Annotated in this window: 29 protein-coding genes; 10 read left to right on the top strand and 19 right to left on the bottom strand. The window is 67.6% G+C overall.

Annotation, left to right across the window (positions count from 1 at the left end):
- Positions 1-166 precede the first annotated feature (166 nt).
- The 7 genes from E0H92_RS26505 to E0H92_RS26475 all read right to left on the bottom strand — a co-directional run bounded on the left by E0H92_RS26505 (position 167) and on the right by E0H92_RS26475 (position 6,276).
- The gene (locus E0H92_RS26505; RefSeq protein ID WP_165549996.1) at positions 167-388 is read right to left on the bottom strand and encodes an ANTAR domain-containing protein; all 222 of its coding nucleotides are present in this window, start codon (positions 386-388) and stop codon (positions 167-169) included.
- A gap of 51 nt (positions 389-439) precedes the next feature.
- Complete coding sequence (locus E0H92_RS26500; RefSeq protein ID WP_131498050.1) at positions 440-1,216, bottom strand: glycerophosphodiester phosphodiesterase; 777 nt, start codon at positions 1,214-1,216, stop codon at positions 440-442.
- Entirely contained in the window at positions 1,213-2,025 is an 813-nt protein-coding gene (locus tag E0H92_RS26495) for an inositol monophosphatase family protein (protein ID WP_131498049.1), read from the bottom strand. Before E0H92_RS26495 ends, E0H92_RS26500 begins: the two co-directional genes overlap by 4 nt.
- Before the next feature lie 114 nt (positions 2,026-2,139).
- Positions 2,140-3,201: a LacI family DNA-binding transcriptional regulator gene (locus tag E0H92_RS26490; RefSeq protein ID WP_165549994.1), complete on the bottom strand. Its 1,062-nt coding sequence runs from the start codon at positions 3,199-3,201 to the stop codon at positions 2,140-2,142.
- A 65-nt stretch (positions 3,202-3,266) separates the two neighbouring features.
- Positions 3,267-4,088, bottom strand: coding sequence for a carbohydrate ABC transporter permease (locus E0H92_RS26485; protein ID WP_131498047.1), 822 nt, complete (start codon positions 4,086-4,088; stop codon positions 3,267-3,269).
- Positions 4,088-4,981 carry a carbohydrate ABC transporter permease gene (locus tag E0H92_RS26480; RefSeq protein ID WP_131498046.1) on the bottom strand — a complete coding sequence of 298 codons (894 nt, stop codon included), beginning with the start codon at positions 4,979-4,981 and terminating at the stop codon, positions 4,088-4,090. Before E0H92_RS26480 ends, E0H92_RS26485 begins: the two co-directional genes overlap by 1 nt.
- Positions 4,978-6,276: an ABC transporter substrate-binding protein gene (locus E0H92_RS26475; protein WP_131498045.1), complete on the bottom strand. Its 1,299-nt coding sequence runs from the start codon at positions 6,274-6,276 to the stop codon at positions 4,978-4,980. Before E0H92_RS26475 ends, E0H92_RS26480 begins: the two co-directional genes overlap by 4 nt.
- A gap of 205 nt (positions 6,277-6,481) precedes the next feature.
- On the opposite strand from E0H92_RS26475, the gene E0H92_RS26470 reads away from it, so the two are divergent.
- Entirely contained in the window at positions 6,482-7,192 is a 711-nt protein-coding gene (locus E0H92_RS26470) for an MgtC/SapB family protein (RefSeq protein ID WP_131498044.1), read from the top strand.
- Positions 7,193-7,230: 38 nt separating this feature from the next.
- On the opposite strand, the gene E0H92_RS26465 is transcribed toward E0H92_RS26470, so the two are convergent.
- Entirely contained in the window at positions 7,231-8,406 is a 1,176-nt protein-coding gene (locus tag E0H92_RS26465) for an NAD(P)/FAD-dependent oxidoreductase (RefSeq protein ID WP_131498043.1), read from the bottom strand.
- A gap of 170 nt (positions 8,407-8,576) precedes the next feature.
- The gene (locus E0H92_RS26460) at positions 8,577-8,909 is read right to left on the bottom strand and encodes a chorismate mutase (RefSeq protein ID WP_131498042.1); all 333 of its coding nucleotides are present in this window, start codon (positions 8,907-8,909) and stop codon (positions 8,577-8,579) included.
- Between the two features lie 123 nt (positions 8,910-9,032).
- Here E0H92_RS26460 and E0H92_RS26455 point away from each other — a divergent pair, with 123 nt between their 5' ends.
- Positions 9,033-9,608: a dihydrofolate reductase family protein gene (locus tag E0H92_RS26455; RefSeq protein WP_131498041.1), complete on the top strand. Its 576-nt coding sequence runs from the start codon at positions 9,033-9,035 to the stop codon at positions 9,606-9,608.
- Here the strand turns inward: E0H92_RS26455 and E0H92_RS26450 are convergent.
- Entirely contained in the window at positions 9,601-10,344 is a 744-nt protein-coding gene (locus tag E0H92_RS26450) for a hypothetical protein (protein ID WP_131498040.1), read from the bottom strand. The genes E0H92_RS26455 and E0H92_RS26450 overlap by 8 nt on opposite strands.
- Positions 10,345-10,437: 93 nt before the next feature.
- Here E0H92_RS26450 and E0H92_RS26445 point away from each other — a divergent pair, with 93 nt between their 5' ends.
- Positions 10,438-11,205, top strand: coding sequence for a maleylpyruvate isomerase family mycothiol-dependent enzyme (locus tag E0H92_RS26445; protein ID WP_131498039.1), 768 nt, complete (start codon positions 10,438-10,440; stop codon positions 11,203-11,205).
- Here the strand turns inward: E0H92_RS26445 and E0H92_RS26440 are convergent.
- The gene (locus tag E0H92_RS26440) at positions 11,202-12,146 is read right to left on the bottom strand and encodes a quinone oxidoreductase family protein (RefSeq protein ID WP_131498038.1); all 945 of its coding nucleotides are present in this window, start codon (positions 12,144-12,146) and stop codon (positions 11,202-11,204) included. The two genes, E0H92_RS26445 and E0H92_RS26440, sit on opposite strands and share 4 nt — an antisense overlap.
- Positions 12,147-12,204: 58 nt before the next feature.
- Between E0H92_RS26440 and E0H92_RS26435 the strand changes: the two genes are divergently transcribed.
- The gene (locus E0H92_RS26435; protein WP_202873819.1) at positions 12,205-12,813 is read left to right on the top strand and encodes a TetR/AcrR family transcriptional regulator C-terminal domain-containing protein; all 609 of its coding nucleotides are present in this window, start codon (positions 12,205-12,207) and stop codon (positions 12,811-12,813) included.
- Here the strand turns inward: E0H92_RS26435 and E0H92_RS26430 are convergent.
- A complete protein-coding gene (locus E0H92_RS26430; protein ID WP_131498036.1) occupies positions 12,810-13,943 on the bottom strand; it encodes a glycoside hydrolase family 99-like domain-containing protein in 1,134 nt (377 codons plus the stop codon). The genes E0H92_RS26435 and E0H92_RS26430 overlap by 4 nt on opposite strands.
- A 232-nt stretch (positions 13,944-14,175) precedes the next feature.
- Between E0H92_RS26430 and E0H92_RS26425 the strand changes: the two genes are divergently transcribed.
- From E0H92_RS26425 to E0H92_RS26415, 3 genes are all read left to right on the top strand, one after another.
- Positions 14,176-14,985 (top strand): hypothetical protein, encoded by an 810-nt coding sequence (locus tag E0H92_RS26425; RefSeq protein WP_238173594.1) that lies wholly within the window; start codon positions 14,176-14,178, stop codon positions 14,983-14,985.
- A gap of 5 nt (positions 14,986-14,990) precedes the next feature.
- Positions 14,991-15,926, top strand: coding sequence for a hypothetical protein (locus tag E0H92_RS26420; RefSeq protein ID WP_238173593.1), 936 nt, complete (start codon positions 14,991-14,993; stop codon positions 15,924-15,926).
- 67 nt (positions 15,927-15,993) lie between these two features.
- Positions 15,994-16,698, top strand: a complete 705-nt coding sequence (locus tag E0H92_RS26415) for a GAF and ANTAR domain-containing protein (protein ID WP_131459604.1) — start codon at positions 15,994-15,996, stop codon at positions 16,696-16,698.
- On the opposite strand, the gene E0H92_RS26410 is transcribed toward E0H92_RS26415, so the two are convergent.
- Positions 16,684-17,382 (bottom strand): GAF and ANTAR domain-containing protein, encoded by a 699-nt coding sequence (locus tag E0H92_RS26410; RefSeq protein WP_131460870.1) that lies wholly within the window; start codon positions 17,380-17,382, stop codon positions 16,684-16,686. The genes E0H92_RS26415 and E0H92_RS26410 overlap by 15 nt on opposite strands.
- Before the next feature lie 350 nt (positions 17,383-17,732).
- On the opposite strand from E0H92_RS26410, the gene E0H92_RS26405 reads away from it, so the two are divergent.
- Positions 17,733-18,089: an SRPBCC family protein gene (locus tag E0H92_RS26405; RefSeq protein WP_165549992.1), complete on the top strand. Its 357-nt coding sequence runs from the start codon at positions 17,733-17,735 to the stop codon at positions 18,087-18,089.
- On the opposite strand, the gene E0H92_RS26400 is transcribed toward E0H92_RS26405, so the two are convergent.
- Positions 18,061-18,627, bottom strand: coding sequence for a helix-turn-helix domain-containing protein (locus E0H92_RS26400; protein WP_131459606.1), 567 nt, complete (start codon positions 18,625-18,627; stop codon positions 18,061-18,063). The genes E0H92_RS26405 and E0H92_RS26400 overlap by 29 nt on opposite strands.
- A 33-nt stretch (positions 18,628-18,660) precedes the next feature.
- On the opposite strand from E0H92_RS26400, the gene E0H92_RS26395 reads away from it, so the two are divergent.
- Together E0H92_RS26395 and E0H92_RS26390 are read left to right on the top strand one after the other, a co-directional pair.
- The gene (locus E0H92_RS26395; RefSeq protein WP_202873818.1) at positions 18,661-19,554 is read left to right on the top strand and encodes an ornithine cyclodeaminase family protein; all 894 of its coding nucleotides are present in this window, start codon (positions 18,661-18,663) and stop codon (positions 19,552-19,554) included.
- A gap of 10 nt (positions 19,555-19,564) precedes the next feature.
- Positions 19,565-20,680 carry an aminotransferase class I/II-fold pyridoxal phosphate-dependent enzyme gene (locus E0H92_RS26390; RefSeq protein ID WP_131498034.1) on the top strand — a complete coding sequence of 372 codons (1,116 nt, stop codon included), beginning with the start codon at positions 19,565-19,567 and terminating at the stop codon, positions 20,678-20,680.
- Here the strand turns inward: E0H92_RS26390 and E0H92_RS26385 are convergent.
- Genes E0H92_RS26385 through E0H92_RS26365 form a run of 5 tightly spaced genes read right to left on the bottom strand, consistent with a single transcriptional unit; the run spans position 20,668 to position 25,475 of the window.
- Complete coding sequence (locus tag E0H92_RS26385) at positions 20,668-21,660, bottom strand: aldo/keto reductase (RefSeq protein ID WP_131498033.1); 993 nt, start codon at positions 21,658-21,660, stop codon at positions 20,668-20,670. The genes E0H92_RS26390 and E0H92_RS26385 overlap by 13 nt on opposite strands.
- Positions 21,657-22,796 carry an N-methyl-L-tryptophan oxidase gene (solA, locus tag E0H92_RS26380; protein ID WP_131498032.1) on the bottom strand — a complete coding sequence of 380 codons (1,140 nt, stop codon included), beginning with the start codon at positions 22,794-22,796 and terminating at the stop codon, positions 21,657-21,659. Before solA ends, E0H92_RS26385 begins: the two co-directional genes overlap by 4 nt.
- Entirely contained in the window at positions 22,793-23,560 is a 768-nt protein-coding gene (locus E0H92_RS26375) for an amino acid ABC transporter ATP-binding protein (RefSeq protein ID WP_131498031.1), read from the bottom strand. The genes solA and E0H92_RS26375 overlap by 4 nt, the downstream gene beginning before the upstream one ends.
- Positions 23,557-24,423 carry an amino acid ABC transporter permease gene (locus E0H92_RS26370; RefSeq protein ID WP_131459612.1) on the bottom strand — a complete coding sequence of 289 codons (867 nt, stop codon included), beginning with the start codon at positions 24,421-24,423 and terminating at the stop codon, positions 23,557-23,559. The genes E0H92_RS26375 and E0H92_RS26370 overlap by 4 nt, the downstream gene beginning before the upstream one ends.
- Positions 24,420-25,475 (bottom strand): ABC transporter substrate-binding protein, encoded by a 1,056-nt coding sequence (locus E0H92_RS26365; protein ID WP_131459613.1) that lies wholly within the window; start codon positions 25,473-25,475, stop codon positions 24,420-24,422. Before E0H92_RS26365 ends, E0H92_RS26370 begins: the two co-directional genes overlap by 4 nt.
- Between the last annotated feature and the right edge of the window lies 1 nt (position 25,476).

The raw sequence follows: 25,476 nt of genomic DNA, 5'->3' as shown, positions 1-25,476 counted from the left end.
CAGCAACATGCCGAAACACCACTCCCCCGATCGCGCCGCAGCGCGCCCCCTTTGTCCGACCATGCGCCCGCCCCGCCGGACAGTCAAGATCCCCGGAAAACCCTTGGAAAGGCACACGTTTCAATCACGCCGGCGATTTCGGGGTGGGTGCCGACGTACGGGTGGGTCACAGCAGGGAGCGGGTGGCGACCAGCCATCGGGCCACCTCGATGACCTGCAGGCGGCGTGCCGCCGCGTGCCGGCGCAGGATCTGGGAGGCCACCTGCGAACTCACGTGGTGCCGCTCCATGAGCATTCCTGTCGCGATGTCGACGGCGTAACGCTCGTCGACCACTCCACGGCTGCTCGGCGGATCCACCACCAGCACCCAGTGCCCCACACCGACCATCCGCATGCACCCGGGCCTGCAGCAGTTGCCTAAGCCAACAGCGCGTTCCCATCACCTGCGGACGAAACCAGCTGCTGCGAAGTTCGGGAAGCGGGTTGTGAACTCGTCGGAGGATTTGAGGAGGTCGCGGGCGTAGCCGGGTGAGTTCGAGGCGGATGCGTCGACGTCGAGTTCGAGGATCGTGCGGACGTCGGCGGGGCCTTCGATCAGGGACGCTTCTACGCGGAGCCCGTCGTGGTGGATCTGGTCGACGAGGTCGCGGGTCAGTACCCGGAACGGCATCAGGACTGTTGATGCGCCGATCCTGTTGACCTCGTCGCGCCAGTCGGTGTCGAGGTCCGGAACGTGCAAACCGACTCCTCGCGCGAGGCCGGGGCTTGCCGCGACGAAGTCGGCGAGTGAGAGCGCACTGAAGCTTGTCACGATGCAGCGTGCCTGATCGCGCGCGTCGCGCCGACTCAGCAGTTCGGCGAGCGGCCTTGCCGCGGCCAGCGCTTTGATCTCGACCCTGAGCAGGACGGTCGTCGAATCGAGTACCTCGTCCAGCGTCGGGATCCGCTGGCCCTCGCCCAGGTCGACGCTTCGCACCTGTTCCAGTGTCAGCTGCTCGATGGGCGTCCGCAGATGGGGCGTCGAGATCGCCGCGGTGCGTTCGACCGTACGGTCGTGGAGGACGACCAGGGCACCGTCTCGGGTGAGCTGGACATCGAGCTCGATCTCGTCGACGCCGACGCTTTCCGCACTGGCGAACGAGAGCAGCGTGTTCTCCGGCGCAGCAGCCATGTTGCCGCGATGCCCGGCGAGAACGAAGGTGCGTGGTGTGGTCAACGTGTCTCCTTGGATCGGTGCTGCAGATGTGGCGTGATCGCGTCTGCGAGCAGCGGATGGGCGGCCAGCAGGAGTGGTGTTCGCGGTGAGTCCTTCCCGCCGTGAACTCGGGCGCCGGCCCTGGTGGCGATGAGAGCGGCGGCCGCGTAGTCCCAGATCGGGAGGTCCCAGATGAAGAACGCGTTGAGTCGTCCGTCGGCGACTCCGCAGATTTCCAGGGACGCCGCACCGTTGAGCCTGAAGTCGCGAACCTTCGGCGCGAGCCCAGCCATGGTGGCGAGAACGCGGTCACGCCTGGAGTGGTCATAGGGGAAGCCAGTCGCGACCAGCGCGTCGTCGAGCGTGACTTGGTCGTCTACGCGCAGTTCGCGTCCGTTGAGGAGTGCCGGCTGATCTTCGGTCGCGCAGTACTCGGCGTTGAGTTCGGGCGCGAAGACGCAGCCCGCCAAGGTGCGGCGTCGCCCGTCGGGCTCGCGGATCGTCGCGGCGATCGACACGGCGTAGTACGGCGACCCGTACAGGTAGTTCACCGTGCCGTCGATGGGATCGACGATCCAGGTGATCCCGGACGTCCCGTCGGCCGGATCGCCCTCCTCACCGAGGAACCCGTCGTCGGGACGAGCCGCCGCGAGGTGCTTGCGGATCTGCGATTCGACCGCGGTGTCGGCCTGGGTGACGATGTCCAGCCGATTCGATTTCGTCGACGCGACGCTGATTCCGTCAGCGCGCATCCCGGCGGCCAGCTCGCCGGCCCGTTGGGCACTGCTTCGAGCGATGTCCAGGAGATGTTGGGTATCGAAGGTCGTCAAGTCGGCCACCGTTTCTCAGGATGGATGGAGCAGGTCTGGTGAACTGATCGCGATCAGGCATGGCGATCTGCACGGTGCCGCGCGGTCACACGCCGGCACCTGACGCGAACGGGCCTAGCGTGTGGGCGCCGGTCCCGTCGTACGGCTCACCAGCAGGTCACCGGGCACGAACACGCCGCCGAGCTCCACGTCCTCGGAGCGGATCAGCTTGTGCACGAGATCCACTGCCGCCGCGGCCAAGCCGGCCGTTGGCACGCGGTACGTCGTCAGCCCGAGCGCCTCGTGATCGAACGGTGGGAGCCCGTCGAACCCCGCGACCGACAGATCACCTGGAACCGACAGCCCGAGGTGCGCGGCCGCGGCCAGGACGTCAAGCGCGACGAAGTCGTTGTTGCACAGCACCGCTGTCACCGCCGCCTGGTGCAGTCCGGCGACCAGGTCATCCAGGTTCGTCCCCGGTTCGACAGTGACGACGCGGTTGCGGATTCCCCGGGCTTCGAGGTGACTCCGCATCCTCTGGATCCGGACCCACTGCGTCGGAGACTGTTCCGGCGAGACGGCGGTCAAGGCCACGGCGGTATGTCCGAGAGACACCACGTGCTCGATGAGCACGACCCCGTCGTCGGGATCCGGCGCAACGAACGGTACGTCGGGATTTGACGCTTGGCCCATCTGCCCGACCAGCACCAGCGGGACGCGTGCTGCGACCCGCTGGATCGTCAGTGGGTCGACGACCGGCGAGGCGACAACGATCCCGGCGGCCCGAAGACCGGCGAGAACCATCAGCGACTGGTAGTTGGCGTCGTCCGGCTGATCGAACGAGGAGACCGACAACACCTCGTACCCACGCTCGCCGGCCTCACCGACGAATCCTTTGGCGAGGTGACCGTAGAACGGGTATTCCGCGTTGCGCAGGAAGAGACCCAGCGTGGCCGGCGACGGCACCGACAGACTGCGGGCAATCTGGTTCGGTACGAAGTCGAGCTGCTGGATTGCCCGCTGCACCTTTTCGAGGTTCGCCCGGCTGACGCCAGGCTGCCCCAGCAGGGCCCGGGAAGCGGTCGACTTCGACACCCCTGCTGCCAGGGCGACGTCTCGGATCGTGCTCGCCTTGCGCGCGTCTCCCTGAGAAACACCGTCCTGAGAAACGGCGTCCGGGGAGTCACTGCTGGGCATGGGGCTCATGGTATCGGCCCGTCGATCTGTGCGGACGTCATGGCGAGGTCCCTCCCTGTCATCGATCACTTCAGCCCGCTTCGGGCGACGCTGGCGATGAACCGCTTCTGGAGAACGAGGAAGATGACGATCATCGGCAGCGCGGCGAGCACACCGGCGGACATCAGGACGTTGTAATCGGTGGTGTAGGAGCCGCGCAGCAGCGCGATCCCCGGGCCCAGGGTCAGCTTGTCGATCGACCTGTTGACCACGATCGGCCACAGCAGTTCCTTCCACTCGGAGAGAACCGTCAGGATCGCGAGCGTGATGAGTCCGCCGCGGGCGATCGGTACGACGATCGTGATCATGATCCGCAGGTGTGATGCGCCGTCCATCCGCGCCGCCTCGACCAGCTCCCGCGGGACACCCCGGAAGAACTGATACAGCAGGAACACCCCGAACACGTCGAAGATCGACGGCAGGAACAAGGCCACGATGGTGTCGGTGAGACCGAACCTGGAGATGATCGCGAAGTTCGGGACGATGAAGATGTCACCGGGAACCATGATCAGGGCCAGGACCGTGACCAGGATGATCCGAGCTCCAGGCACTTTGACGACGGCGAGTGCATACGCGGCGAGGGTGCAGATGACCAGCGTTCCGATCACACGGCCGATCGAAGCGATGACCGTGTTCCCCAACAGTGTCAGGTACGGGATCCGGTCGAACACGCCCCGCGCGCCGTCGAGGGTCGCCGGGTCGGGGATCACCTTCGGCGGCACCAGGAGCGTCTGGCCCGGCGTCATCAGCGCCGTCGCGACCATCCATGCGAAAGGTACGAGAATCAGCAGCCCGGTAGCGGCGATGACGGCGAACGTCCACCAGCGGACGCGATACTGATGCAGCATCAGCCGTCCTCCCCGTAGTGGACGAAACGACGTTGCAGCCGGAACAAGGCGATCGAGACGGCGAGGATCAGCACGAACAGCAGCAGGGACACCGCCGAGGCGTATCCACGGTCACCGATGTTGAGGAACGCCAGTTGGTAGTAGTAATAAACGGCCGTCAGCCCGAAATTCACCGAGGCGGACTGCTCGGGCGGCAACAGGACGTAGGCCACGTCGAACAGTTTCAGCGTGCCGATCGTCGTGGTGAGGATGACGAAGAACAGCGACGGACTGAGGAGCGGCAACGTCAGCGAGACGAACCGGCGGGCGGGCCCGGCGCCGTCGAGGGTGGCCGACTCGTAGATGTCGGACGGGATCTCCTGCAGACCGGCGTACAGGATGATCGTGGGGACGCTGAAGGACAGGAAGACGACGATCAGCGTGATGACGACGGTGACGCCGGCCGGCGACCCGAACCAGCTGACCGATGAGCCGCCGACGGCTTGGATCACGGCGTTGATGAGGCCGTACCGCGTCTGGAACAGCCACCCGAACAGCAAGATGGCCGCCGTCGGCAGACACACCGCGGGCAGGAACACGATGACCCGGAAGACTGACTGCCCGCGGAACTTGTACTGCATCAGCGTGGCGCACAGCAGCGACACCACCACCACACCGGGTACGACGATCGCGGTGAACTTGAACGTGTTGACCAGCGCGATCCAGAGCTGGCTGTCGGACAGCAACCGCCGGTAGTTGTCGAGCCCGGTGAACCTCGCGTGGCCGAAGGCGCCGGCCTTGTTGAACGACAGCCACACGTTGTAGCCGAAACCGTAGAAGCGGAAGACCAGGAGTCCGGCCAGGAGGGGAAGCAGGAACAGGAAGCCGATCCGCGCGTCTCGCCGGCGGGTCATTGCTTCAAGGACCTGGTGATGATGGCGTCGGCCTTGCTCGCGGCCTCCGACGCGGACAGGGATCCGGCGTAGTACGGTCCCGCGACCGTACTCTCGATCTCCGGCATGACGGAACGGACCTTCGGGAATTCGGTGGTCGTGCGCAGGTAGTTCTGCTCGAGCGTCACATCGAACGCTTCCTGTATCCCCGCGATCTTGCTGTTGGCCTGGTAGTACGCGGCCTTGACACCGGCAGCGACGTTGGCCGGGAAGGAAGCGCCACCCTCGGCGTGCAACGTGGCGCCCTCGTCGGAGGTGAGGTACTTGATGAGTTTCCACGCCGCGTCCTTCTGGTGGGAGTTGGCGTTCATGACGTAGGACAGGCCGTTGGTGTCGGTCGCCCGCGATCCGTTCACGGAGGGCTGCGGGACCATGTGGAATGTGCCTGCCGGGACGTTGGCCTGCGCGAGCAGGGACAGCTCCCAGGAGGGAACCTTCGCCATCGCGATGCTGCCCGAGAGGAGTGACTGCGTCCCCTTGAAGTCCGCCGAGTCCTTGACCGGCGGGATCAGCGATTTGTCCTGCAGGTCCTTGATCATCTCGAACGCCTCGAGGCCCTGCGGCGAGGACACGGTGCCGTTGCCGTCCTTCACGACGGTGCCCCCGAGAGCGTGGATCAGGCTGCCCACGCCACGGTTGAAGTCGTAGTTGTAGTACATGGGCACGTCCGCGGACGAGGTCTGCTTCGCCTTGATCTCGCCCGCGATGCGAACCATGTCCTCCCACGTCCAGCCGGCCGTGGGGACGTCTGTCACTCCGAGCTTCTTGAACACTGCTGTGTTGTAGACGACCGACCAGACGTCCTGATCCTTGGGAATGCCGTACTGCTTGCCGTCGAACTTGTACAGGCTGACGAACTTCTCTGGGTAGGCGTCCATCGACACCTTGTCCTTCTCGATGTACTGATCCAACGGCTCCAGGGCGCCGCCCTCGACGTACACCGGAGCCCGCGAGCTCTGCCACATCACATCCGGGCCTTCGCCGGCGCCGAGCGACGCATCGAGCTTGGTGTAGTACTGGTCCTCCGGGACCTGCTCCAGCGAGACCTTGATGTCCGGGTTGGCGGCCTGGAAACCGTCCACGGCCTTCTGCACGCCGGCCTTCTGGGCCGGATCCCAGATCATCAAACTCACCGAGGCCGGGCCGCCGTCCGATGAGTCGGCGGAGCCCGGCGAGCAACCGGCAAGGGCCGCGGCGACGGTCGCCATGACCGTGGCCAGGACAAGGGGCCCGCGGGAGCGTTCGAAACGGCGCATCTTCCTGCCTTCCGACGAGATATGGTGCGGAGTGAGTCAAACTGGGACCGGTCCCGGGATCGGTCCCAGTCGGGGACGCTACCACCGTCGGAAGCCCGCGAGAAGAGGGAGCCATGCGAAATTCATCGGTGCTTCACCGCACCCACACCAGCCGAGTCCGAAGCCAGCACCGGGGCCGCTGGCCGGCCCCGCGGAGGGGTTGAGCATGGGCTGGGCCTGGACCGGGACGACGGCAATCGAGCTTCAACTGCTCGGACTCGCCTTCGTGCTGTGCGCGATCATCGGCCTCGAACGGCTGTACCACCAGAAGGCCGCGGCCCTGCGGACCCACACGCTCGTCGGGATGGGCTCCGCGGTCTTCACCCTCGTCTCCGCGTACGGATTCTCGGGCGTGGTCGGCGCCGACGTGGTCCTCGATCCGTCCCGGATCGCCGCTCAGGTCGTCTCCGGGATCGGTTTCCTCGGAGCCGGCGTGATCTTCCTGCGCCGCGACATCGTCCGCGGCCTGACCACGGCCGCAACCGTGTGGGTGTCAGCCGGCGTCGGCATGGCGTGCGCGGCCGGCATGCCGGTCATCGCCACAGCAGTCACCGGCCTGCATCTCGTGACGATCTTCGGCCTCGCGCCACTCGGCCGCATCCTCCCGACAACGGACCGACGCCGAGCGCTCATCGTCCGGTACCACGACGGCGAAGGCGTCCTGCGCACTGTGCTCGCGACAGCCACCGACATGGGCTTCCATGCCGCGATCGTGTCGACGTCGCTGCACGAGAAGCCGGACGGCGACCGCATCGTCACGGTCAACTGCCGGTTCCGCGGCAAAGCACCACTGCGCGACCTCATGACCGCGCTGACCGCCGTACCCGGCGTCGTCGGCATCCAGCCCCAGGCCGACGACACCACCGATGACGACTAGTTGACCGCAGCTGTACGGGTCAGGTTGGCGGGCGTTCTTTACTGGTCGCCTGGCACTGTGGCGCGTGGGGTTTCAGGGCGCTGGGCGGCCGTGGCGAATCGGTCTGGGCGGAATGGTGCCAGCTGGTCGACTGGGTTGCCTTGGACGACTTCTTGGGCCGCGTAGTCGGCCAGGAGGGGCGCGAGTGTGACGCCGCTGTGGGTCGCGATGACATAGAGCCAGGCACCGTTGCCGGTGAAGCCGCTGACCGTCTTGCCGTCGGCGGGGATGGATCGCCGCCCGACCTGTAGGCGTTGGATCTCCACAGGGCCGTCCAGGCGGAGGACTCCGCTCAGCCGTTCCGACAGTTCAGTGGCCAGGGAACCCGCTGTGTCTGCACCGCGGGCGGGGTCGGCAGCACTGTCCAGGTCGAGGCCGTGGAGGATCATGCTGCCGTCGGGTTGTGGTCTGACGTTGAGGCGCGAGGTGGTCAGGAGCCGAGTCAGGCGCAGAGGGCGTGGGCGGGTGTGGGCCAGGAGACCGATTGCCGGTAGTCCCCTCGCCTCGGTGGGTGCCATCGGCACCTGATCGACGCCGGCTGAGGCGAGCAGTTGCTCGGTCCAGCGGCCGGCGCAGGTCACCACGACGTCTCCGGCGACAACCGTCCCGTCGGCAAGATGGATCCGGGCCCCGTCACGCCGTTCGATGCGGGTCACTTCCGCGCCGGTCAGCACCTCCGCTCCCAGGGCGCGGGCCGCTCGCAGAGTCGTCGAGATCATCATTTCCGGGACGCAGATGGATTCCTGCGGATACGACACCACGCGGTCCACGCCGTCATCGAGTCGCAGGGCCGGCTCCAGGGCCAGCGCTTCAGCCGGCTCCAGGAGCTGCGACGGATAGCCCCAGGCCGCCATCCGCTCCAGCTTCTCGTCGAGCAGCGCGGAGTGGGCCGGCTCGGTGCTCCATTCGAGGTGCCCGGTTCGCCAGAGCCACTGGTCCAGCGCGCCCTCGGCAAGATCCTGGTGCCAACGGCTGTGCGCGCGCATGCCGTCGACATTGAGGTCGAAGTACTCGCGAGGCTCCTTGCGGTTGGAGTTGACCCAGGCGTACGACTCCCCCGACGTACCCGCACCTGGGTACGTCGCCTCGCAGACCGTGACCCGCGCGCCGGCCCGGCTCAACGCGAATGCCGTCGCGCTCCCGACGACTCCTGCACCGATGACGATCACCTTCATCAGTTCACCCTTTCAGTCTTCGTCTCCGGCCATGCCCTGACGTCGCATGCGCATCCCGAACAACACCGACACGACAGTGAACGCCGCGAACGCAATGAAGATCGGCCGCTGGAGATAAAACGTGGGAGACAGCGCGAACACTGATCCACCCGAGTAACCGAAGTGGCGGGTCAGCTTTTGGTGGTTTCGGCTATTTGTTCGTGGTGGCGGATTACTTCGCTGATGATGAAGCCGAGGAGTTTTTCGGCGAAGGTGGGGTCGAGTTTGGCGGTTTCGGCCAGGTTGCGGAGGCGGGCGATCTGGCTGGCTTCGCGGGCCGGGTCGCCCGGTGGGAGGGCGTGGACGGCCTTGAGGTGGCCGACCTGCTTCGTGTACTTGAAGCGTTCGGCCAGGATGTGCACGAGGGCCGCGTCGATGTTGTCGATGCTGTCGCGCAGACCGTCCAGCTCGGCGCGAACCGCCGGGTCGATGTCCTGCGGGTCTGCGCCGTTGCTCGTGGTCATGGCGTTCAGCATAAGCAGGCGCTGCCAACTGGTCTTCTTCGTGGCTTCGGGATTGGTCCTTCAGGTGGGACCAGGGATGGTCGAGGATCTAGGGACTGACAGCTAGCCGAGCAGGAGATTGCGATGAGTACCGCACTTCCGGATACCGAACCGCAGACCGCCGCGGGCAAGGTGCTGTGGCACTTCACGATGTCGCTCGACGGGTTCATCGCCGGGCCGAACCACAGCATGGACTGGATGGGCGGCATCACCAACGGGCGCGCCGACATCATCCAGGAGTACATCTCGACGACCGGCGCCATCCTCGGCGGCCGGGACGGGTTCGACGCGTTCCCCGATGCCGACTCCACGTACGACGGAACGTGGCAGGGAACCGTGTTCGTCCTCACCCACCATCCCGAGGACGCCCCGCCCACACCCCAGACCGTCTTCCTCAACTGCGACGTGGCCGAAGCGGTCCGGATCGGGCTCGAGGCCGCCGGCGGCAAGAACCTCGAGATCCTGTCCGCGTCGATCGGCCGGCAGCTCCTCGAACGCGGATTGATCGACGAGATCGACCTGCACATCGCCCCCGTCCTGCTGGGCGACGGGATCCGCCTGTTCGACAATCCCGGCGGCTCCCCCGTCAAACTCCAGTTGGTCAACGGCGACAGCCCCACCGCCGAGATCAATGTCCGCTACCGCCCAGCCACTAGCTGAGTTCCGAGCGGGCCAGCCGGAGGAAGGCTTTGAGGCCGGCGATCACTTCCTGGTTGTCGGTGAGCCGGGTCAGGGAGTGCTCGAACTGGCGGGCGTGCGCGTCCACCTTGGCGTGCAGGGCCCTGTCGCGGGCGATGGCGTTGGCTTCGGCGGCCGCAAGGCCCTGCTCCAGCTGCGTGACACGGCGGGCTTGAGCGTCTGACGTGTCATGCAAGCCCTCGAGGTCGGTCTTCATGGTGTCCAGGCGGCGGAGGGTTTCGATGACGTCGTCGCGGGGGTGCTTGACCTCCTGCAGCATCGTGCTCATCCGGTCGCGCAGGTAGCTGAAGTAGGCGCCGGCCGGCCGGAAGAAGGTGCTGACCAGATAGAGACCGGCCAGGTAGTAGCCGATGGCGCCATCGGACAGATAGGTGATCAGGGCAACGAGTGCCGCGGACACCAGATGGGACCCGATCGCGAACCAGCGCATCCGCGAGGCGATCCGGCGCGCCTCCGACTCCCGCCCATCCGGTACGTCGATCCCGCGGTCACGGCTCGTCTGGATCTCGTGGATCAGCGCGTACGCCTGGAAGTACAGGTTCCACGGCACCGTCAGCAGCAGGATCAACCAGAGCAGACACAGCACCCCGAGGAACAACGACAGGATCTCCTGAAGCGACACATCCGCGATCGCGACCAGTACGACGGCGACGATCGTCACGACCACAGCTCCGCAGAACACCCAGATCTTCGACATACCCAGCAGGCTGCCCGAACCCGCCGTCCGCGGAATCGGTACAACTACTCAGCACGCCGGAAGAAAGCGGTGGGCTGCGAGGTTGGGGCTCGTATGACCACACTTGCCGACCGCGTCGTCGCGGCGCTCCGGGCCAACCACGACACCCTCTCCGCACTCGTACCGAACCTGTCCGACGCACAACTGAAGGGCCGCAGCGGGGCTGCGGAATGGACCCTGGCCGACGCGCTCTCGCATCTGGGGAGTGGCGCCGAGATCTCCCGCAAGCCGATCGCGATCGCCGCCGGCGAACACGTCGATGCCGAGGACAACCAGGCGGTCTGGGCCCGCTGGAACGCCGCGTCCCCGGCCGACCAGGCGGCCGGGTTCGTGAAGTACAACGCGGCGTACCTCGACACCGTCGACGGACTCAGCGCCGAGCAGCGTGATCTCCCGATCAACACGGGCATCCTGCCCGAGCCGGTGTCGCTGGCGGTCGCGCTCGGCCTGCGCCTCAACGAGGTCGCCAACCACGCCTGGGACGTCCGCGTCGGGGTCGACCCGTCGGCCACGCTGGAGCCGGGTTCGGCCGAGCTGCTGCTCGAGCTGTTCGGCGGCCCGATGGCGTTCCTGCTCGGTTTCGCCGGCAAGCCCGACCAGCTCGAGCAGGAGGTCCGCCTGGCCATCCCGGGCGGCGGCATCACGATCACCGACACGGTCACCGTGGCCGACGTCGACGACCCGACGGCCACGTTCGAAGGACCGGCAGAGGCCGTGGTGCGGCTGCTGACCGGACGACTCGGCGCGGAGCACGCCGCGGGCGTGAGCGTGACCGGCAACGTCACGCTGGACGAACTCAGGAAGGTGTTCCCGGGGTACTAAGGCTGTACGACGACGCGGCGGCCGCGGGAACTTGTGCGCTGCCAGGCCGATGCGATGTCGCTCAGAGGTATCCGGTCGATCTGGAAGGTGAGGGCGCCCGAGCGGGTCCACTCGACGACCTGTTGGTACGACTCGCCCATCGACTCCGGTGTGAGGTTGCGGGCGGCGCCGCAGATCTCGACGCCCGAGGTGCGGAGCGCCGACGCGGGGACGACGAGGTCGGCGCCGGCCGACTCGCCGGTCTGGATGATCCGGGTCGGCGCGCCGAACGCGAACTCGTCCGGGGTGAGGGCACGCAGCAGGATCTCGGTCGGACGCCCCCACAGGAAGTCGAGTACGACGTCGTACCCGCCGACGTCCGCATACGCCTGCTGCAACTCCTCGTCCGAGACGGCTGTGTTGATCACCGCGTCGACGTCGAGTTCGGCGAGCTGGCTGTCGTCGCGGCCGGTGGCGACGATCCGGCCCGCGCCGAGCAGTCGCGCGACCTGGATCGCGAGCCGCCCCGCCACACCGGTCGCGCCCTGCACCAGGACCGTCTCTCCCGGCTGCAGCCCGGCTGCGGTCTTCATCGTCAGTGCGGTGATCGCGGACGCCATCACCGTCGCGATCGCCGGGTCGATGCCGTCGGGGATCGGCGCGTACGACCCCTCGGGTACGACGGTCTTCTCGGCGAGCGCGCCGTACGGCAGTCGCGGGTTGCCGAAGCCGACCACGGTCCCGTCCGGAAGCGTGCCGATGCCGTCGAACACCGGGATCATCGGCAGCACGCCCAGGTACTTGGCACTGGCGTAGTGCGTCCCGGCGGCGACCGCCTTGTCGACGTTCTCGACCGCGGCCGCGAGCACGTCGATCACCACTTCTCCGTCCGCGGGCACTGGGTCGGGGAACTCCTCGTACCGCGGCACGCCGCCCACCTCGTGCAACACAGCAGCCTTCATGACTCCACCCTCTCTCTAACACCGTTAGATTCACTCTAACACTGTTAGAATCCGAACCGTGAGCCTGGACCGGACCCGGATCGTCGACGAAGCGGTCGCGCTGCTCGACAGCGAAGGACTCGACGGAGTGACCCTGCGCAAACTCGCTGCCCGTCTGGGGGTTCAGGCGCCGACGCTGTACTGGCACCTGCCCAACAAGGCGGCTCTGGTGACGGCGATCGCCGAGGCGATCGTGCCGGATCCCACGCCGCCGGCGCCGGATCAGCCGTGGCAGGACTGGCTCCGAGACTTCGCCCACCAGCTACGGACCGCACTCATTGCGCATCCGGACGGCGCGCGCATCGTCTCGATGGCCCAACTGTCCAGGCAGACGGCGGCCTGGTCCGAGCTGGCGATGAGCGTGCTCGCGGACCGCGGGGTCGCCCTCCGCGACGCCCGCATCATCGTGCTGACCGTGGAGCGGTTCACGGTCGGTCACGTCCTCGAGGAGCAGTCGCCGCCGCCGGACACCGCCGCTTTCGACCTCAACCAGTACGCCGCGACGTACCCGGTCACCGTCCGCGCGATCACGGAGTACTTCGCCCCCGGCCGGAACGTCGACGATCTGTTCAGCGACTGCCTCGAAACGGTCCTCGCCGGCGCCGTCGCGATCGCAGAGACCCCCTAGCCGAAGACGTCCCGGATCATCTCGAGGTAGCCGTAGCCGTGGTGGCTGTCGGGGAGCAGGGCCGAGCCCTCGGTCCACTCGTTCCAGGCGTTGACGGTGATGACCGGATGCGGTTGGCCGTGGCGTTCGAGGAACGACTTGGCCAGCAGCAGCCCGTCCTTGAACTCCTCGGGCGAGGGATCGAACGTCGTCGTCCACGGATAGCGCCCGCGCTCGAACGCACGATTCTGGTCGGTGCGCGGGGACGCGTCCCACCCGACGGTGACGTTGGGGTAGAACGGTACGTCGAGTTCCGCGACGTACCGCTCGTACTCGGCGAACGCCGCAGCGCGCAGCGGCCCGATCTCGGCGCGCGGGAACTCGAACCCGCCGAGGTCGGCGTGATGCACCCAGACGTACGACGTGGCCGATCGGAAGCCGAGCCTCCGCACCAGACCGGCCGGCGAGTCGAGGGTGATCGCTGTCGGCAGTACGCCGATGCCCCAGATCACCGCGTCCAGGTGGAGACCTTCGAAGCCGGCCTGGCGGGTCTGTTCGTCGAACCACGCCAAGGCATCAACAGTCTCCGGCACTCCGCCCAGGCCGGCGATCAGGCTGCCGAGTTCGTAGATCGACAGCCACGGCCGGCCGTCGACGGTCAGATAGTTCGGGCGCGCGAAATACTTGTCGATGACGTGCCTGGCCAGCTTCTCGAAGGCAGCGCGATCGATCGCGCCGTTCTTCAGCCGCTGGGGTGAGTCGTTCGACGGGTCGTCGTGCGGGAAGATGTCGACGAGCTCGTGGTTCGCCCACATCAGCGCGAACTTCACGTCGTTGGCGTTCCGCGCGGCGAGCAGGCCGTCGTCGAGGGCGGCCTGTAAATAGGGCCCGTCGTCGTACCAGTAGTAGTCGACCAGGAAGCCGTCGACGCCGTACTGCGCGGCGAGCCGGATCTGCCGTTCCGCCGCGGCCGGGGTGGCCTCGTCGAACGAGCCGTCGATCGGCCGGCGTGGCTGCCGGTGCCCTTCGAACCGTGGCCGTGCGGCTTCGAGCAGCGTCCACTCGTCCCAGCCCTCACCGAACCACTGCGCGTTCCGCGGATCGCGGTGCCAATCCGGGAAGTAGTACGCGAGTACCCGCGGTCGCTCCATGACGGAATCATTTCACCCGGCCGCCGTACAACTTTCCGGTCCTCGTGAGTATCGAGAGGGGTAGAAGCACTACTGCGACCCCGAAGGGCTGGCTATGTCCGGTCGATTGAGCAAGGCGGCGATCGCCGCGTTCCTGGTAATGGGAGTCACCCCTGGGGCCGCGCAAGCGGTGGGTGCGGAAGGGTCTGCGACAGCGCAGGCATCAGCTGGTTGTCGCGTGGTTGTCGGATCGGTGACTGCCGGGGGTGATGTCGCGAGCAAGCTGGTCACTGTCGGCGCCGCGACCGCCGACGCCCCGGACATCGGCGTCTTTCCGGCCGGCGCGGTCCGCGTCAGCGGGTCGCTGGAAGGTGATCCGGACGTCACCGGGCACAGCGCGTGGGTCGGCGGGTACACCGTGATGGGCTCGTCCATGTACTCCACCTCGTACTACCTCACCCTCGACGGAGACGTCGACCGGACCCGGCCCACGACGTACCTGGTCGGCGGCGGCTGGGGTGACACGACCTTCTTCGAGACCACTCGGTTCTGGGACTACCCCAAACTGCCGAACCTCACCACGCAGTACCAGTTGCGCGCCGACGGGACGCTGACGCGCTGGGAGATGTACTACAACAACGGCAACAACCCGCGACTGTGGGCCAACAAACGGTCCGCGACCGGGTTCGCCGCGGTGAAGACGATGGCGATGATCAGCCAGACGCTGACCTACGACACGTTCCTGGCCAACACCCGTGGCGGCGCGCTCTACACGATCCGGATCCCCCGCACCTCACCGATGAAGCCGATCGTCAAGAAGGTCCGCGGCTCGACCTGGCAGGCGTTCGACGCACTGGTGGCCGAGAAGTGCGGCCGGTACGGAACGATGGTGGTCGGCATCGACAAGGACACCCAGACCGCCTACTCGTACGCCGTCGGCCACGCGAACGGCACCGCTACCGTGATCCAAGGCCTCGGCAAGGTCCCGGCCACCTTCGCCGATCCGGTCTACTTCCGGCGCCAGATGCGTCAGGGCGACGCCCAGATGCTGTTCGGGGAGTGATCATCATGCCGAAACTCAGTACGGCGGGGCGAATGGCTGCTGCCACCGCATTGATGACGGGACTGCTGGTCGTGGCTCCGGGTGAGGCACTGGCCGCAGATACAGGTTCCGCAGCCGCGTGCAAGATGGAGATCGGGTCGCTGACCGCCGGTGGCGATCACACCGACCGGGTCATCACCGCCGGCTCACCGGCATCGGTGCAGGACAAGACGACCTATCCCGCGATCTATCCCGAGGGCCTGCCCAGGTTGAGCAGTCTGTTCTTCAACGACCCCGTCGTTCCCGGCACCGGCGGCGGGTACTTCGGCCACGTGGTGATCGGCTCCGGCCTGTACAGCAGCACCTACTTCCTCACCGAGGCCGGCGAGGTCGACCGATCGCAGACGCACAACTTCAGGATCGGCGGCGGCTGGGGTGACACGACGTACCTCGAGACGAGCTACCCCAACGATCCGGACCCGTGGGCCTTGGTCAACCACTACTCGCTGCGTAGCACCGGCACGATCACCCGGTGGGACGACAAGGGCGGGTTCGGCTGGACGAACGCACAGTCGGCGGGTGGGTTCTCGGCGGTGAAGACGATGACGCTGCTCAGCCAGACCGCGACGTACGACACCTTCCTGGCCACCACCCGGGGCGGGGCCCTGTACACGATCCGGCTCCCGCTGACCTCGCCGATGAAGCCGATCGTGAAGCGGGTCCGCAGCGCGACCTGGCAGGGCTTCGAGACGCTGATCGCCGAGAAGTGCGGCCAGTACGGCACGCCGCTGCTCGGTATCGACAAGGACACCAAGTCCGGCTACCTGTACGCCGTTGGTCACGCCAACGGCACGGCCACCGTCATCAACAGCCTCGGGAAGGTGCCGGCGACGTTCGCCGACCCTGTCTACTTCCGCCGTGTGCTGCAGCCCGGCGACCAGCCGCCCCTGTTCGGCGAGTGACGCATGATGTCGCGGGCCGCGGGCACCGACAGAGAGGAACGTCCGTTGATTGACTGAGGGTGGCGAGATGGTACTGGATCCGGTGGACAGCCTTGGTACGGCGATGGCCAAGGTGGCTGCCACGATGCACGCGCCGGTCGACATGCCGGCGACGTTGCAGGCGATCACTCGCGCCACCGTCGGCACACTGCCGAACGTGGACTACGTGAGCATTTCGCTGACCCGCGACGACGGCCAGATCGTCACGGTCGCGCCGACGGCGCCGCTGGCGGCCGAGGCCGACGCGATGCAGTACCAGCTCGGCGAAGGCCCCTGCCTCGAGGCTGCTCTCGACGAACCGGTGGTCCTGTCCGAGAACCTGGCCCGTGACGCCCGGTGGCCGTCGTACGGACCGACCGCGGCAAAGGCCGGGCTGGGATCGCAGGTCGCGTTCCAGTTCCTGGCCCAGCACGGTCACGTCCGCGGCGCACTCAACCTGTACTCCGAACAGGCCGGCGCCCTGGATGCCGAGACGATGCAGATCGGTTCTCTGTTCGCCACCCAGGTCGCCATCACGATGGGCTGGGTGCGGCATGAGGAGGACGTGCAGGCCGCGCTGTACACCCGGGAGGAGATCGGCGTGGCGATCGGGATCCTGATGGAGCGCTACTCCCTGACCCGCGACGGCGCGTTCAACTTCCTCGTCCGGACCTCCCAGACCGGCAACGTGAAGCTCCGCGAGGTCGCGGCCGGCATCATCGACGAAGCCGGCCGGGCCTCAGGTGCGGGGTAGTTTCCGGGTGTCGATGAGTTGCTGGGCGACGTCGCGGAGCTTGGTGTTGGTGTCCTGCGAGTAGCGCTTGAGGATGGCGAACGCGCGGTCGCCGTCGAGGCCGTAGCGTTCCATCAGGATGCCCATCGCCTGGCCGACCAGTTTCCGTGCGTCGACCGCCTGGGCCATCGTCTGCTCGTGCCGGGCGGTGGCCACCGCGACCGATGCGTGCCGCGCGAGGATGTGGGCGATCGCCTCGTCGTCCGGACCGAAACCGTCCGGCTCCGGGGAGTACAACCCGAGGACGCCGAACGACCGCGCACTGGCGCCGCCGACGGCCAACGGCACGTCCAGCACACTGCGGACCCCGAGACGAGTCACCTCCGCGGCCCAGGTCGGCCAACGGGCATCCGTCGCGGTGTCGCGGACCAGCACGACGGCCTGCCGGTTCATCGACTCGATCAGCGGGCCGGCTCCCTCGTCGATCTGCAGGTTGTAGATCTCGGCGACGACCGGATCCGTCACGGCCGGGATCTCCGGTCGCCGGCCGCGGTTGTAGAGCGCCACTCCGGAATAGCTGCAGCCCAAGGCCTGCAGCGCGAACTGGACCACGGCGTCGATCGTTTCCTCGACGCCACCGGCGCTGTGCAGCTCGACCGCGAGCCGCGCGAAGACAGCCGCCGTCTCGTCAACGGTGTCGACCATCCGCAGCCGGGGCTCGGCCACCCTCTCGTGAGCGTTCAGCTCGAGGGCGTCATCCTCGATCTCGCTCATACCGCGTCAATGCCGCCAACGGCCATGGTTCCTCCCAGTCAGCACAAAATCACTCAACCGGCTGCTGACTGCCCAACAGTCGCCGCTACTGAGCTTGCCACGATCCCGACCTCCACACCAGTCCCATCTCCGGCCGCTTCTCCTCGGCAAACGAGTGATTGCGAAAGGGGTGCAGGGGGCACTGGGGCGGTATGGCTCGTACACCGCAGACGCGAGCGACGCGGACCGATCGGGCGCCGCAGTTGAGATATGTACGGACGTTCGGTTGTGCTGCGGACCGCTTGTGGAAGCTCATTACCGCACCGGAGCAGCTCAGTGGCTGGCTCGGACCGACTGTGCTGAGTGACACGCAGTACGGCGGGTTCATGGTGGTCGCCGGCCCGCGGGTGGAACAGACCGGGATCGTGACGGTCTGCGAGCCCCCGCACTATTTCCGGGCTGCCTTCGACGACCCGCCACACCCGGCGAGCATGGTCCTGGTGGACGTGATTCCGGGGCAGAACGAAACGCACCTGATCCTGACCCACGGCGGCATCCGCCAGAGCCTGCTGGCCGAGTACGACGCGTTGTGGACCGGCGCCTTCGACCGCCTCGCGCAGGTGGCGGACGTCAGGTGGCGGGCTGAACCACGCGGGTGAAGGTGGTTTCGGCGGCAGGCGCGGCGTAGGAGTAGGCGCGGTCGCTGGCCAGCCGGGCGGACATTCCGGCGGTGAGGGTCACCGCCTGGTCGTCGGCGGTCAGCAGCAGGGTGCCGGCGGTGACCAGGAGGAGTTCCTCGGTGCCGGGGGGATCGGGTTCGGCGTCGTAGCGATCACCTGGCAGCAGGGTCCATTCCCACAGTTCCGCGCCGCCTCGGCGGGAACCGGCGGCGTGCAGGACGGCACGGCTGCCGGCGTCGTTGCGCCAGACCTCCGTCGGTTCGGACACCGCGAGCGGTTCGCTGGACGAGGGCGCCGAGAGCGCGGCGAAGTCGACGCCCAGGGCATGGGCGATCTTGTCGACGGTGACCAGGCTCGGGTTCGCCGTACCCTGCTCGATCTGCGTGAGCATCCGGCGGCTCAGCCCGGCCCGGTCCGCGAGGGTCTGCACGGTCATCCCACCGGTCTGGCGACGCCGGCGTACCTCACGGCCCAGTCGCTCGATGAACGCCGTACTGCGGTTCTCGTCCGTTGACATCCACCCTCCGCGATGCGCACTATATTTCCCACTATGAGCATCAGCATACCCATTGTGGAGCAGTTGCCTGCGTTGCCGACCGCGGACGTCCTGTCCGCGGTGCGGTCGGCGTTCACCGAACTCGCGGCCGGGACCGCGGTGCAGCCGCCGCAGACCGTCACGTTACTGCCGGGCGGTGGCGACGTGATCGCGTATCAGGCCGCCACGAGCGATGCCTACGCCGCCAAGGTCTCGCCGTACCTGCCGCAGCCTGGCGATTCCGCGACCGTCACCGCGTGGACCCTGGTCCTGAGCACCCGGACCGGCCGCCCGCTCGTGCTGTGCGATTCCAAGGCACTCACCGTCGAACGGACCGCGGCGACGACGGCACTCGCCATCGACCTGCTGGCACGGAAGGATGCGTCCACGCTGGCCATCATCGGCGCGGGCGCTCAGGCGCACGCCCATCTGCGCTACGCCCGCGCGGTCCGGTCGTTCGCCGACGTACGGATCTACAGCCGGTCGCTGCGCGCCGCCCAGGACGGCACGATCGCGGCCAGTGCGGACGAGGCCGCCGCCGGAGCCGACGTCGTACTGCTCTGCACCTCGGCCGGCGAGGCGGTCATCGACGTCACTGCCCTCGCCCCCGGCACGCTCGTCACCTCGATCAGCACCAACGTCCCGCGGGCCCACGAGATCGCCCCGGCCGCGTTGCCGGGCCTCGACGCGTACGGCGACTACCGGCCGACGGTCACGGCCTCCGCCGGGGAGATGGTGATCGCCGCCGAGCAAGGCGCCTGGTCGCCGGAGCAGCTGCGTGGCGATCTCCCCGAACTGCTGACCGATGCGTGCGAGCGTCCGACCGGCGACCGCCCGGTGTTCTTCCGCTCGATCGGCCTCGGGATCGAGGATCTCGCCATCGCCCGTCTGCTCGTCCCGTCCAGCTGAGAGGTCTTCGATGTCTTTCACCCCGTTCGCACTGGAAGAGTGGCAGTCGCGGTACGAGCACTCGGTCGACTACAACCTCGCCGACAGCGGCTGCCACCCGGTCGCCCTGGGCGAGTTGCTCGGTGACGATCCCGATGCGGTACGCCGGTTGCTCGCGATCGAGCTGCACTACCCGCCGGTCGGCGGGACGGATCCGCTCCGCGCACTGATCGCCGACTGGCACGGCGCCGAGGCCGGGAACGTTCTGGTCACCGTCGGTGCGGCCGAGGCCAACGCGATCACCGTCGCCGGCCTGGTGTCCCCCGGCGATCACGTGGTGGTGATGGAGCCTGGATACCGGCAGGTGCGGGGTCTCGCGCTGAACGCGGGCGCCGAGGTCGACGCGTTCCCGCTCGACCCGGGCAACGGGTGGCGCCCGGATCTCGCCGCGCTGGAGAGCGTCGTACGCCCGGACACCAAGCTGATCGCGATCACCAACCCGAACAACCCGGTCGGCACGATCCTGACGGCGTCCGAACTCGAGGCCGTCGTAGCGGTCGCCGAGCGGGTCGGCGCCTGGGTCCTGGCCGACGAGGTCTACCGCGGAACCGAACGGCTGACGGACGAGATCACGCCGAGTCTGTGGGGCGGGTACGACAAACTCGTCTGCGTCGGAAGCCTGTCCAAGGCGTTCGGTCTGCCCGGGTTGCGGCTCGGGTGGCTGGTCGCGCCGCCCGCGATGGTCGAGGCGGCCTGGCGTCACCACGAGTACGCGACGATCGCGACCAGCATGCTGTCCATGCATCTCGCGGAGGTCGCGCTGCGGTCCCGCGACCGGCTCCTCACCCGCAACCGCGCGCTGATCCGCGACGGCTACGACCGTCTGTCGAGGTGGGTTGCCGATAGCAACGGTCTGCTGTCGGTCGTCCCGCCGCAGTCCACCGCGCTGGCCTTCGTTCGCTACGACCTCCCGTTGACCAGCGCCGAGGTCGCCGACGCGCTGCGTACCGAAGGCAGTGTTCTGGTAGGAGCGGGTGAACACTTCGGCATCGAGTCCCACCTCCGCATCACCCACGGCCTCGAACCGCACTATCTGACCGCGGCCCTGACCAACATCACCAAGGTCCTACGGAACTACCAGGCATAGGCCTCCGGAGCGGGACCTGGGCCGGGGAAGATGTCGTCCAAGGCCGCGAGCACGTCCGGGGCAAGTAACAGGTCGGCCGCGGCCAGGCCGTCCTGCAGATGCTGCAGTGTGCGTGCTCCGACGACCGGGGCGACGACCGCGGGTTGAGCACAAAGCCAGGCCTGGGCTACGACCGCAGGTGGATGGCCGAGGTCGTTGCAGAGCTTTTCGTAGCGTTCGAGCCGCGCCCGGTGCGTGACCAGGTTGCTGGTCGCACGGGAGCTTTCGCTGCGCGCGGCCTTGTCGGACTTGGACAGGATGCCGGCGAGCAGCCCGGAGTTCAGCGGCGAGTACGGCATCACCCCGATCCCGTACGACGTACACGCAGGCAGCACCTCCAGCTCGACGGTGCGTTCCATCAAGTTGTAGATGCTCTCCTCGACGACGATGCCGAGCAGGTCACGGCGAGCGGCCGCCTCCTGGCCCTGGACCAGCTGCCAGGCCGCGAAGTTGCTCGTGCCCGCGTAGCGAATCTTCCCGGCCTGCCGGAGATCGCTCAGCGTCTCCCAGATCTCGTCCCAGCTGGTCGAGCGGTCGACGTGGTGCAGCATGAAGACGTCGAGATGGTCGGTCCGGAGCCGGCGCAGCGACGCCTCGCAGGCCCGCCGGAGGTGCACCGACGACAGGTGCAGGTCGTTCACACCAGGACCCATCCGCCCATACGCCTTGGAAACAAGGACGATCTGGTCGCGCCGGCCCGGGCGTTTCGCCAGCCAGTTGCCGATGATCCGCTCGGTCAGTCCCTTCGCCGCGGAGTCGTCGGCGATGGTCCGGTTCGCGTCCGCGCCGTACACGTCGGCGGTGTCGATCAGGTTGACGCCCGCATCGGTCGCCGCGTCGAGAATCGTGTGCGCCTCGTCCTCCGGTGTCACCGGGCCGAAGTTCATCGTCCCCAGTGCGATCGGGCTGACTCGTACCCCGGCGCGCCCGAGGGTCCTCATGCTCCGAACCGGTCCGGCGAGAAGCGGCCCAGCGCGATGTCCGACGTACCCTCCAGCGCGAGGTCGACGGTGATGTCACCGACGGCGGCCGAGTGCTTGAACCCGTGCCCCGAGAACCCGCCCGCCAGCACCAGCGAGGGCGCCGCCGCGGGAATCCCGATCACGAAGTCCTGGTCCGGCGACTTCGAGTTCATGCACGGCGTCGCGGCTGCCGCGACCGGTTCGAGCCCGGGAAAGGCACGCCGTACGAACGCCTCCACGGGATCCGTGTCGACCGGGCCGATCGGATAGTCGTTGTCCGAGGCATGCTCCAGCCACGGCTTGAACGCCACCGACGAGCCCACGCCGACCTTCACTCCGCGCCCGTCCACGTCCGGGATCCCCCACCCGTCGAGGTCGCCGCTCTCCCAGATGAACGTCGGGAACCGGCCCGGACCGTACGCCGCCCGGTCCGCGCCGGTGAACCACACCAGCGGCGACCGCTGCACCCGCAACGGCAACGCCAGGTCCGGCACCAGATCGGTGAACCAGGCGCCGGTGGCAACGATCGCCCGGCGCGCGGTGATCGTCTCCGCCCCGACAGCGATCCGTACGCCGCTATCGTCGTACTGCAATCCGGTGACCTGCGTTTCGAACCGCAGCTCGGCGCCCGCGGCCTTCGCCAGGCCCAGCGCCGCGCGGATACAGCCCTCCGGATCGAGGGCGCCGGCGCCCGGCTCGAACACGCCCACGTCACCCGGCGCGACCGCGAACTGCGGGTACCGGTCTGCCAGCGCGGCGGCGTCGAGCAACTCGATGTCGACATCACCTTCCTCCGCACACCGCACCGCATCGCGCACCAGCTCACCGTCCGCGGCGCCGACGCACAGGCCGCCCGAGCGGTGGAACACCGTTGCGCCGCTGTCCCGCTCGAGCTGCGCCCAGAGCGACTCCGCGCGGTTGACGACGGGCACGTAGTCGATGCCCTCGAACACTGTCTTGCGGAAGATTCGCGATCCGCCGTGCGACGATCCGCGCGCGTGCGCCGGCGTGAACTGCTCGATACCGATCACCGAGGCTCCGCGCGCGGCAGCACGCCAGGCCGCGGCGGCTCCCATCGCTCCGAGTCCGAGAACGGCAACGTCGTACGAAGTCATGTGAGCACCTTCGAGAGGAAAGCTTGTGTGCGTGGATGGGAAGGGTTGTTCAGTACGGCGGACGGCGGGCCCTGCTCGAGGATCACGCCCTGGTCCATGAACACGACGACATCCGCGACCTCGCGGGCGAACCCGACCTCGTGGGTGACCACGATCATCGTCTGCCCTTCGGCGGCCAGCGCCCGCATCACGTCGAGCACCTCGCCGACGAGCTCCGGGTCGAGGGCCGACGTCGGCTCGTCGAACAGCATCAGCTTCGGCCGCATCGCCAGCGCCCGCGCGATCGCGACACGTTGCTGCTGGCCACCGGACAGCTGCCGGGGATACGCGTCGACCTTGTCGGCCAGACCGACCCGGGTCAGCAACTCGATCGCGCGGGCGCGCGCCGGCGTACGGTCCTCGCCGCGCACCAGCACCGGCCCGGCCATCACGTTCTCGGCCGCGGTGTAGTGCGCGAACAGGTTGAAGTCCTGGAACACCATCCCGACCTCGGCGCGCTGCCTGCTGATCGCCTTCTCGTCCAGCTCGTGCAGCTTGTCGCCGTCCTGCCGGTAACCGATCAGGTCGCCGTCGATCGAGATCCGTCCGGACCGGATCCGCTCGAGATGGTTGATACAGCGCAGGAACGTGCTCTTCCCGGAACCGGACGGTCCGAGGACGCAGACGACGGTTCCGGCCATGACGTCGAGGTCGACGCCTTTCAGTACCTCGTTCGCGCCGTAGTTCTTGTAGACGCGCTGGGCTCGTAGCAACGGCTCGGTCATCTGCCCTCTCCTGCCGAGAACCGGCGTTCGATCTTGCCCTGGGCAACGGTCAGCAGCGAGGTCAGCGCCAGGTACCAGATGCTGACCACGATCAGCAGCGGGATGGTCTGGAACGTCCGCGCGTAGACGATCTGCGCGCTGTACAGCAGCTCCGGGATCGCCAGCACGCTGACCAGCGAACTGGTCTTCAGCATCGAGATGGTCTGGTTCCCGGTCGGCGGGATGATCACCCGCATCGCCTGCGGCAGCACGATCCTGCGCATCGTCGTCATCCGGGTGAAGCCGAGCGCGCTGGCCGCCTGAATCTGGCCGGCCGGCACCGAGACGATCCCGGCCCGGACGATCTCGGCCATGTACGCCGCCTCGTTCAGCGCCAGCCCGAGGAACGCGGCGGTCATCGGCGAGATCAGCGCGTTCGCGTTCAGCGCGGTCAGCTCCGGGCCGCCGAACGGGACACCGACGACGATCCGCGGATACAGCGCGCTGAGGTTGAACCAGAACACCAGCTGGACGAGCAGCGGCGTACCGCGGAAGAACCAGATGTAGATGCCGGCGGCGCCGGACAGCAGCCGGTTCGGGGAGCCGCGCATCACCGCGAAGACGACGCCGAGCAGGATGCCGGTCAGCATCGAGACCGCGGTCAGTGCGAGGGTCAGCAGCAGGCCGCGCAGGATCGTGCGCGCGAGCAACCACGAGAACACGACGTCCCACTGGTACCGCGGGTTGGTCAGCATCGAGTGGACCAGCATCGCGGCGAGCAGGACGACGACGGCCGCGGCTGCCCACCGCCATGGGTGCTTCGGCGGGATCGCGCGGATCTCGAGCTCGCCGGTCCGCGCGGTGTCCTGCACCTCGGTCGTCATTCCGCGCAGCCTTCACGGATCGGCTGGTAGTAGTACGTGTGGCCCGGCGGGATCGCGGCCGGATCCGTGAAGACCAGCGACTTCTGCACCGTGCCGTCCGGCCCGACGCCCCACGGCTCGCTGACCTTCTGGTACTGGTCCGACAGCGTGGCGCCCTCGACCGCGACCCCGGTGTTCCAGAACTTCGAGATCTGCGCGTAGTCGCCGTTCTCGATCAGATGGTTGATCGCCGCCTGCAACGCGGTCGTCAGGTCCTTCTTGCCCTTGGGTACGGCGATCCCCGCGATGCTGTGCCCCGTCTGGTAGGTGCTGACGACGCACAGTCCCTCGGCGTGCCCGGCGGCGTACTCGACCTGGGGCTTGTCGCCGACGACCACATCCGCCCGACCGGAGGCGAGGTTCAGTACGACGACGTTCTGGTCCGGGATCTGGTTGATCGTGATCGCCTTCTTGCCCTTGGCAACACAGTCCTTGCTCGCGTCGGTGAGCGCGTCGACCTGGCTGACGCCCTTCTGGACCGCGACCCGGTAGCCGCACAGATCGGCGAAGGAGCCGACCTTGATGCCGCTGCCCTTCTTGATCAGGAACCCGCCGCCGGACAGGTAGTACGAGACGAAGTCGACCGTGCCGAGCCGTTCGTGCTCGATACTGAACCCGGCGATCCCGCCGTCGTACTTACCGGCCTGCAGACCGGGGATGATCGCGTCGAAGGAGATGTTCTTCCACTCCACCTTCAGCCCCATCGCCGCGCCGATCGCGTTACCCAGATCGATGTCGTACCCGATCAGGGTCTTGTTGTCCTCCTTGAAGTACTCCAGCGGCGGGTACGGCGCGTTCGTCGCCAGGACCAATGTGCCCTTCTGCTTCAGCGCCGCCGGGACCAGCGCCTCGACCGCCGGATCGGCCTGCGTCACTGGCACCGTCGCGGGTTTGGTACTGCTCGGCGTGGAGGCCGCATCGGACACGGTCGTGGGATCCGCGCACGCGGCGGCGGTCGTCAACAGCAAGCCTGCGAGCAGGCACCCCCAGAAGCCCTGCGATCGATGCGTCATG

Origin of the sequence: Kribbella speibonae, assembly GCF_004331375.1 — a bacterium.
GTDB lineage: Bacteria > Actinomycetota > Actinomycetes > Propionibacteriales > Kribbellaceae > Kribbella > Kribbella sindirgiensis.
This window is presented reverse-complemented; position numbering and strand designations above follow the sequence as displayed.

Bases quoted from the DNA above. Each gene is read 5' to 3' on its own strand.
- E0H92_RS26505 (WP_165549996.1), bottom strand. From the start codon at position 388: ATGGTCGGTGTGGGGCACTGGGTGCTGGTGGTGGATCCGCCGAGCAGC.
- E0H92_RS26490 (WP_165549994.1), bottom strand. From the start codon at position 3,201: ATGCCCAGCAGTGACTCCCCGGACGCCGTTTCTCAGGACGGTGTTTCT.
- E0H92_RS26485 (WP_131498047.1), bottom strand. From the start codon at position 4,088: ATGCTGCATCAGTATCGCGTCCGCTGGTGGACGTTCGCCGTCATCGCC.
- E0H92_RS26480 (WP_131498046.1), bottom strand. From the start codon at position 4,981: ATGACCCGCCGGCGAGACGCGCGGATCGGCTTCCTGTTCCTGCTTCCC.
- E0H92_RS26475 (WP_131498045.1), bottom strand. From the start codon at position 6,276: ATGCGCCGTTTCGAACGCTCCCGCGGGCCCCTTGTCCTGGCCACGGTC.
- E0H92_RS26470 (WP_131498044.1), top strand. From the start codon at position 6,482: ATGGGCTGGGCCTGGACCGGGACGACGGCAATCGAGCTTCAACTGCTC.
- E0H92_RS26465 (WP_131498043.1), bottom strand. From the start codon at position 8,406: ATGAAGGTGATCGTCATCGGTGCAGGAGTCGTCGGGAGCGCGACGGCA.
- E0H92_RS26460 (WP_131498042.1), bottom strand. From the start codon at position 8,909: ATGACCACGAGCAACGGCGCAGACCCGCAGGACATCGACCCGGCGGTT.
- E0H92_RS26455 (WP_131498041.1), top strand. From the start codon at position 9,033: ATGAGTACCGCACTTCCGGATACCGAACCGCAGACCGCCGCGGGCAAG.
- E0H92_RS26450 (WP_131498040.1), bottom strand. From the start codon at position 10,344: ATGTCGAAGATCTGGGTGTTCTGCGGAGCTGTGGTCGTGACGATCGTC.
- E0H92_RS26445 (WP_131498039.1), top strand. From the start codon at position 10,438: ATGACCACACTTGCCGACCGCGTCGTCGCGGCGCTCCGGGCCAACCAC.
- E0H92_RS26440 (WP_131498038.1), bottom strand. From the start codon at position 12,146: ATGAAGGCTGCTGTGTTGCACGAGGTGGGCGGCGTGCCGCGGTACGAG.
- E0H92_RS26430 (WP_131498036.1), bottom strand. From the start codon at position 13,943: ATGGAGCGACCGCGGGTACTCGCGTACTACTTCCCGGATTGGCACCGC.
- E0H92_RS26420 (WP_238173593.1), top strand. From the start codon at position 14,991: ATGCCGAAACTCAGTACGGCGGGGCGAATGGCTGCTGCCACCGCATTG.
- E0H92_RS26415 (WP_131459604.1), top strand. From the start codon at position 15,994: ATGGTACTGGATCCGGTGGACAGCCTTGGTACGGCGATGGCCAAGGTG.
- E0H92_RS26410 (WP_131460870.1), bottom strand. From the start codon at position 17,382: ATGGTCGACACCGTTGACGAGACGGCGGCTGTCTTCGCGCGGCTCGCG.
- E0H92_RS26400 (WP_131459606.1), bottom strand. From the start codon at position 18,627: ATGTCAACGGACGAGAACCGCAGTACGGCGTTCATCGAGCGACTGGGC.
- E0H92_RS26395 (WP_202873818.1), top strand. From the start codon at position 18,661: ATGAGCATCAGCATACCCATTGTGGAGCAGTTGCCTGCGTTGCCGACC.
- E0H92_RS26390 (WP_131498034.1), top strand. From the start codon at position 19,565: ATGTCTTTCACCCCGTTCGCACTGGAAGAGTGGCAGTCGCGGTACGAG.
- E0H92_RS26385 (WP_131498033.1), bottom strand. From the start codon at position 21,660: ATGAGGACCCTCGGGCGCGCCGGGGTACGAGTCAGCCCGATCGCACTG.
- solA (WP_131498032.1), bottom strand. From the start codon at position 22,796: ATGACTTCGTACGACGTTGCCGTTCTCGGACTCGGAGCGATGGGAGCC.
- E0H92_RS26375 (WP_131498031.1), bottom strand. From the start codon at position 23,560: ATGACCGAGCCGTTGCTACGAGCCCAGCGCGTCTACAAGAACTACGGC.
- E0H92_RS26370 (WP_131459612.1), bottom strand. From the start codon at position 24,423: ATGACGACCGAGGTGCAGGACACCGCGCGGACCGGCGAGCTCGAGATC.
- E0H92_RS26365 (WP_131459613.1), bottom strand. From the start codon at position 25,475: ATGACGCATCGATCGCAGGGCTTCTGGGGGTGCCTGCTCGCAGGCTTG.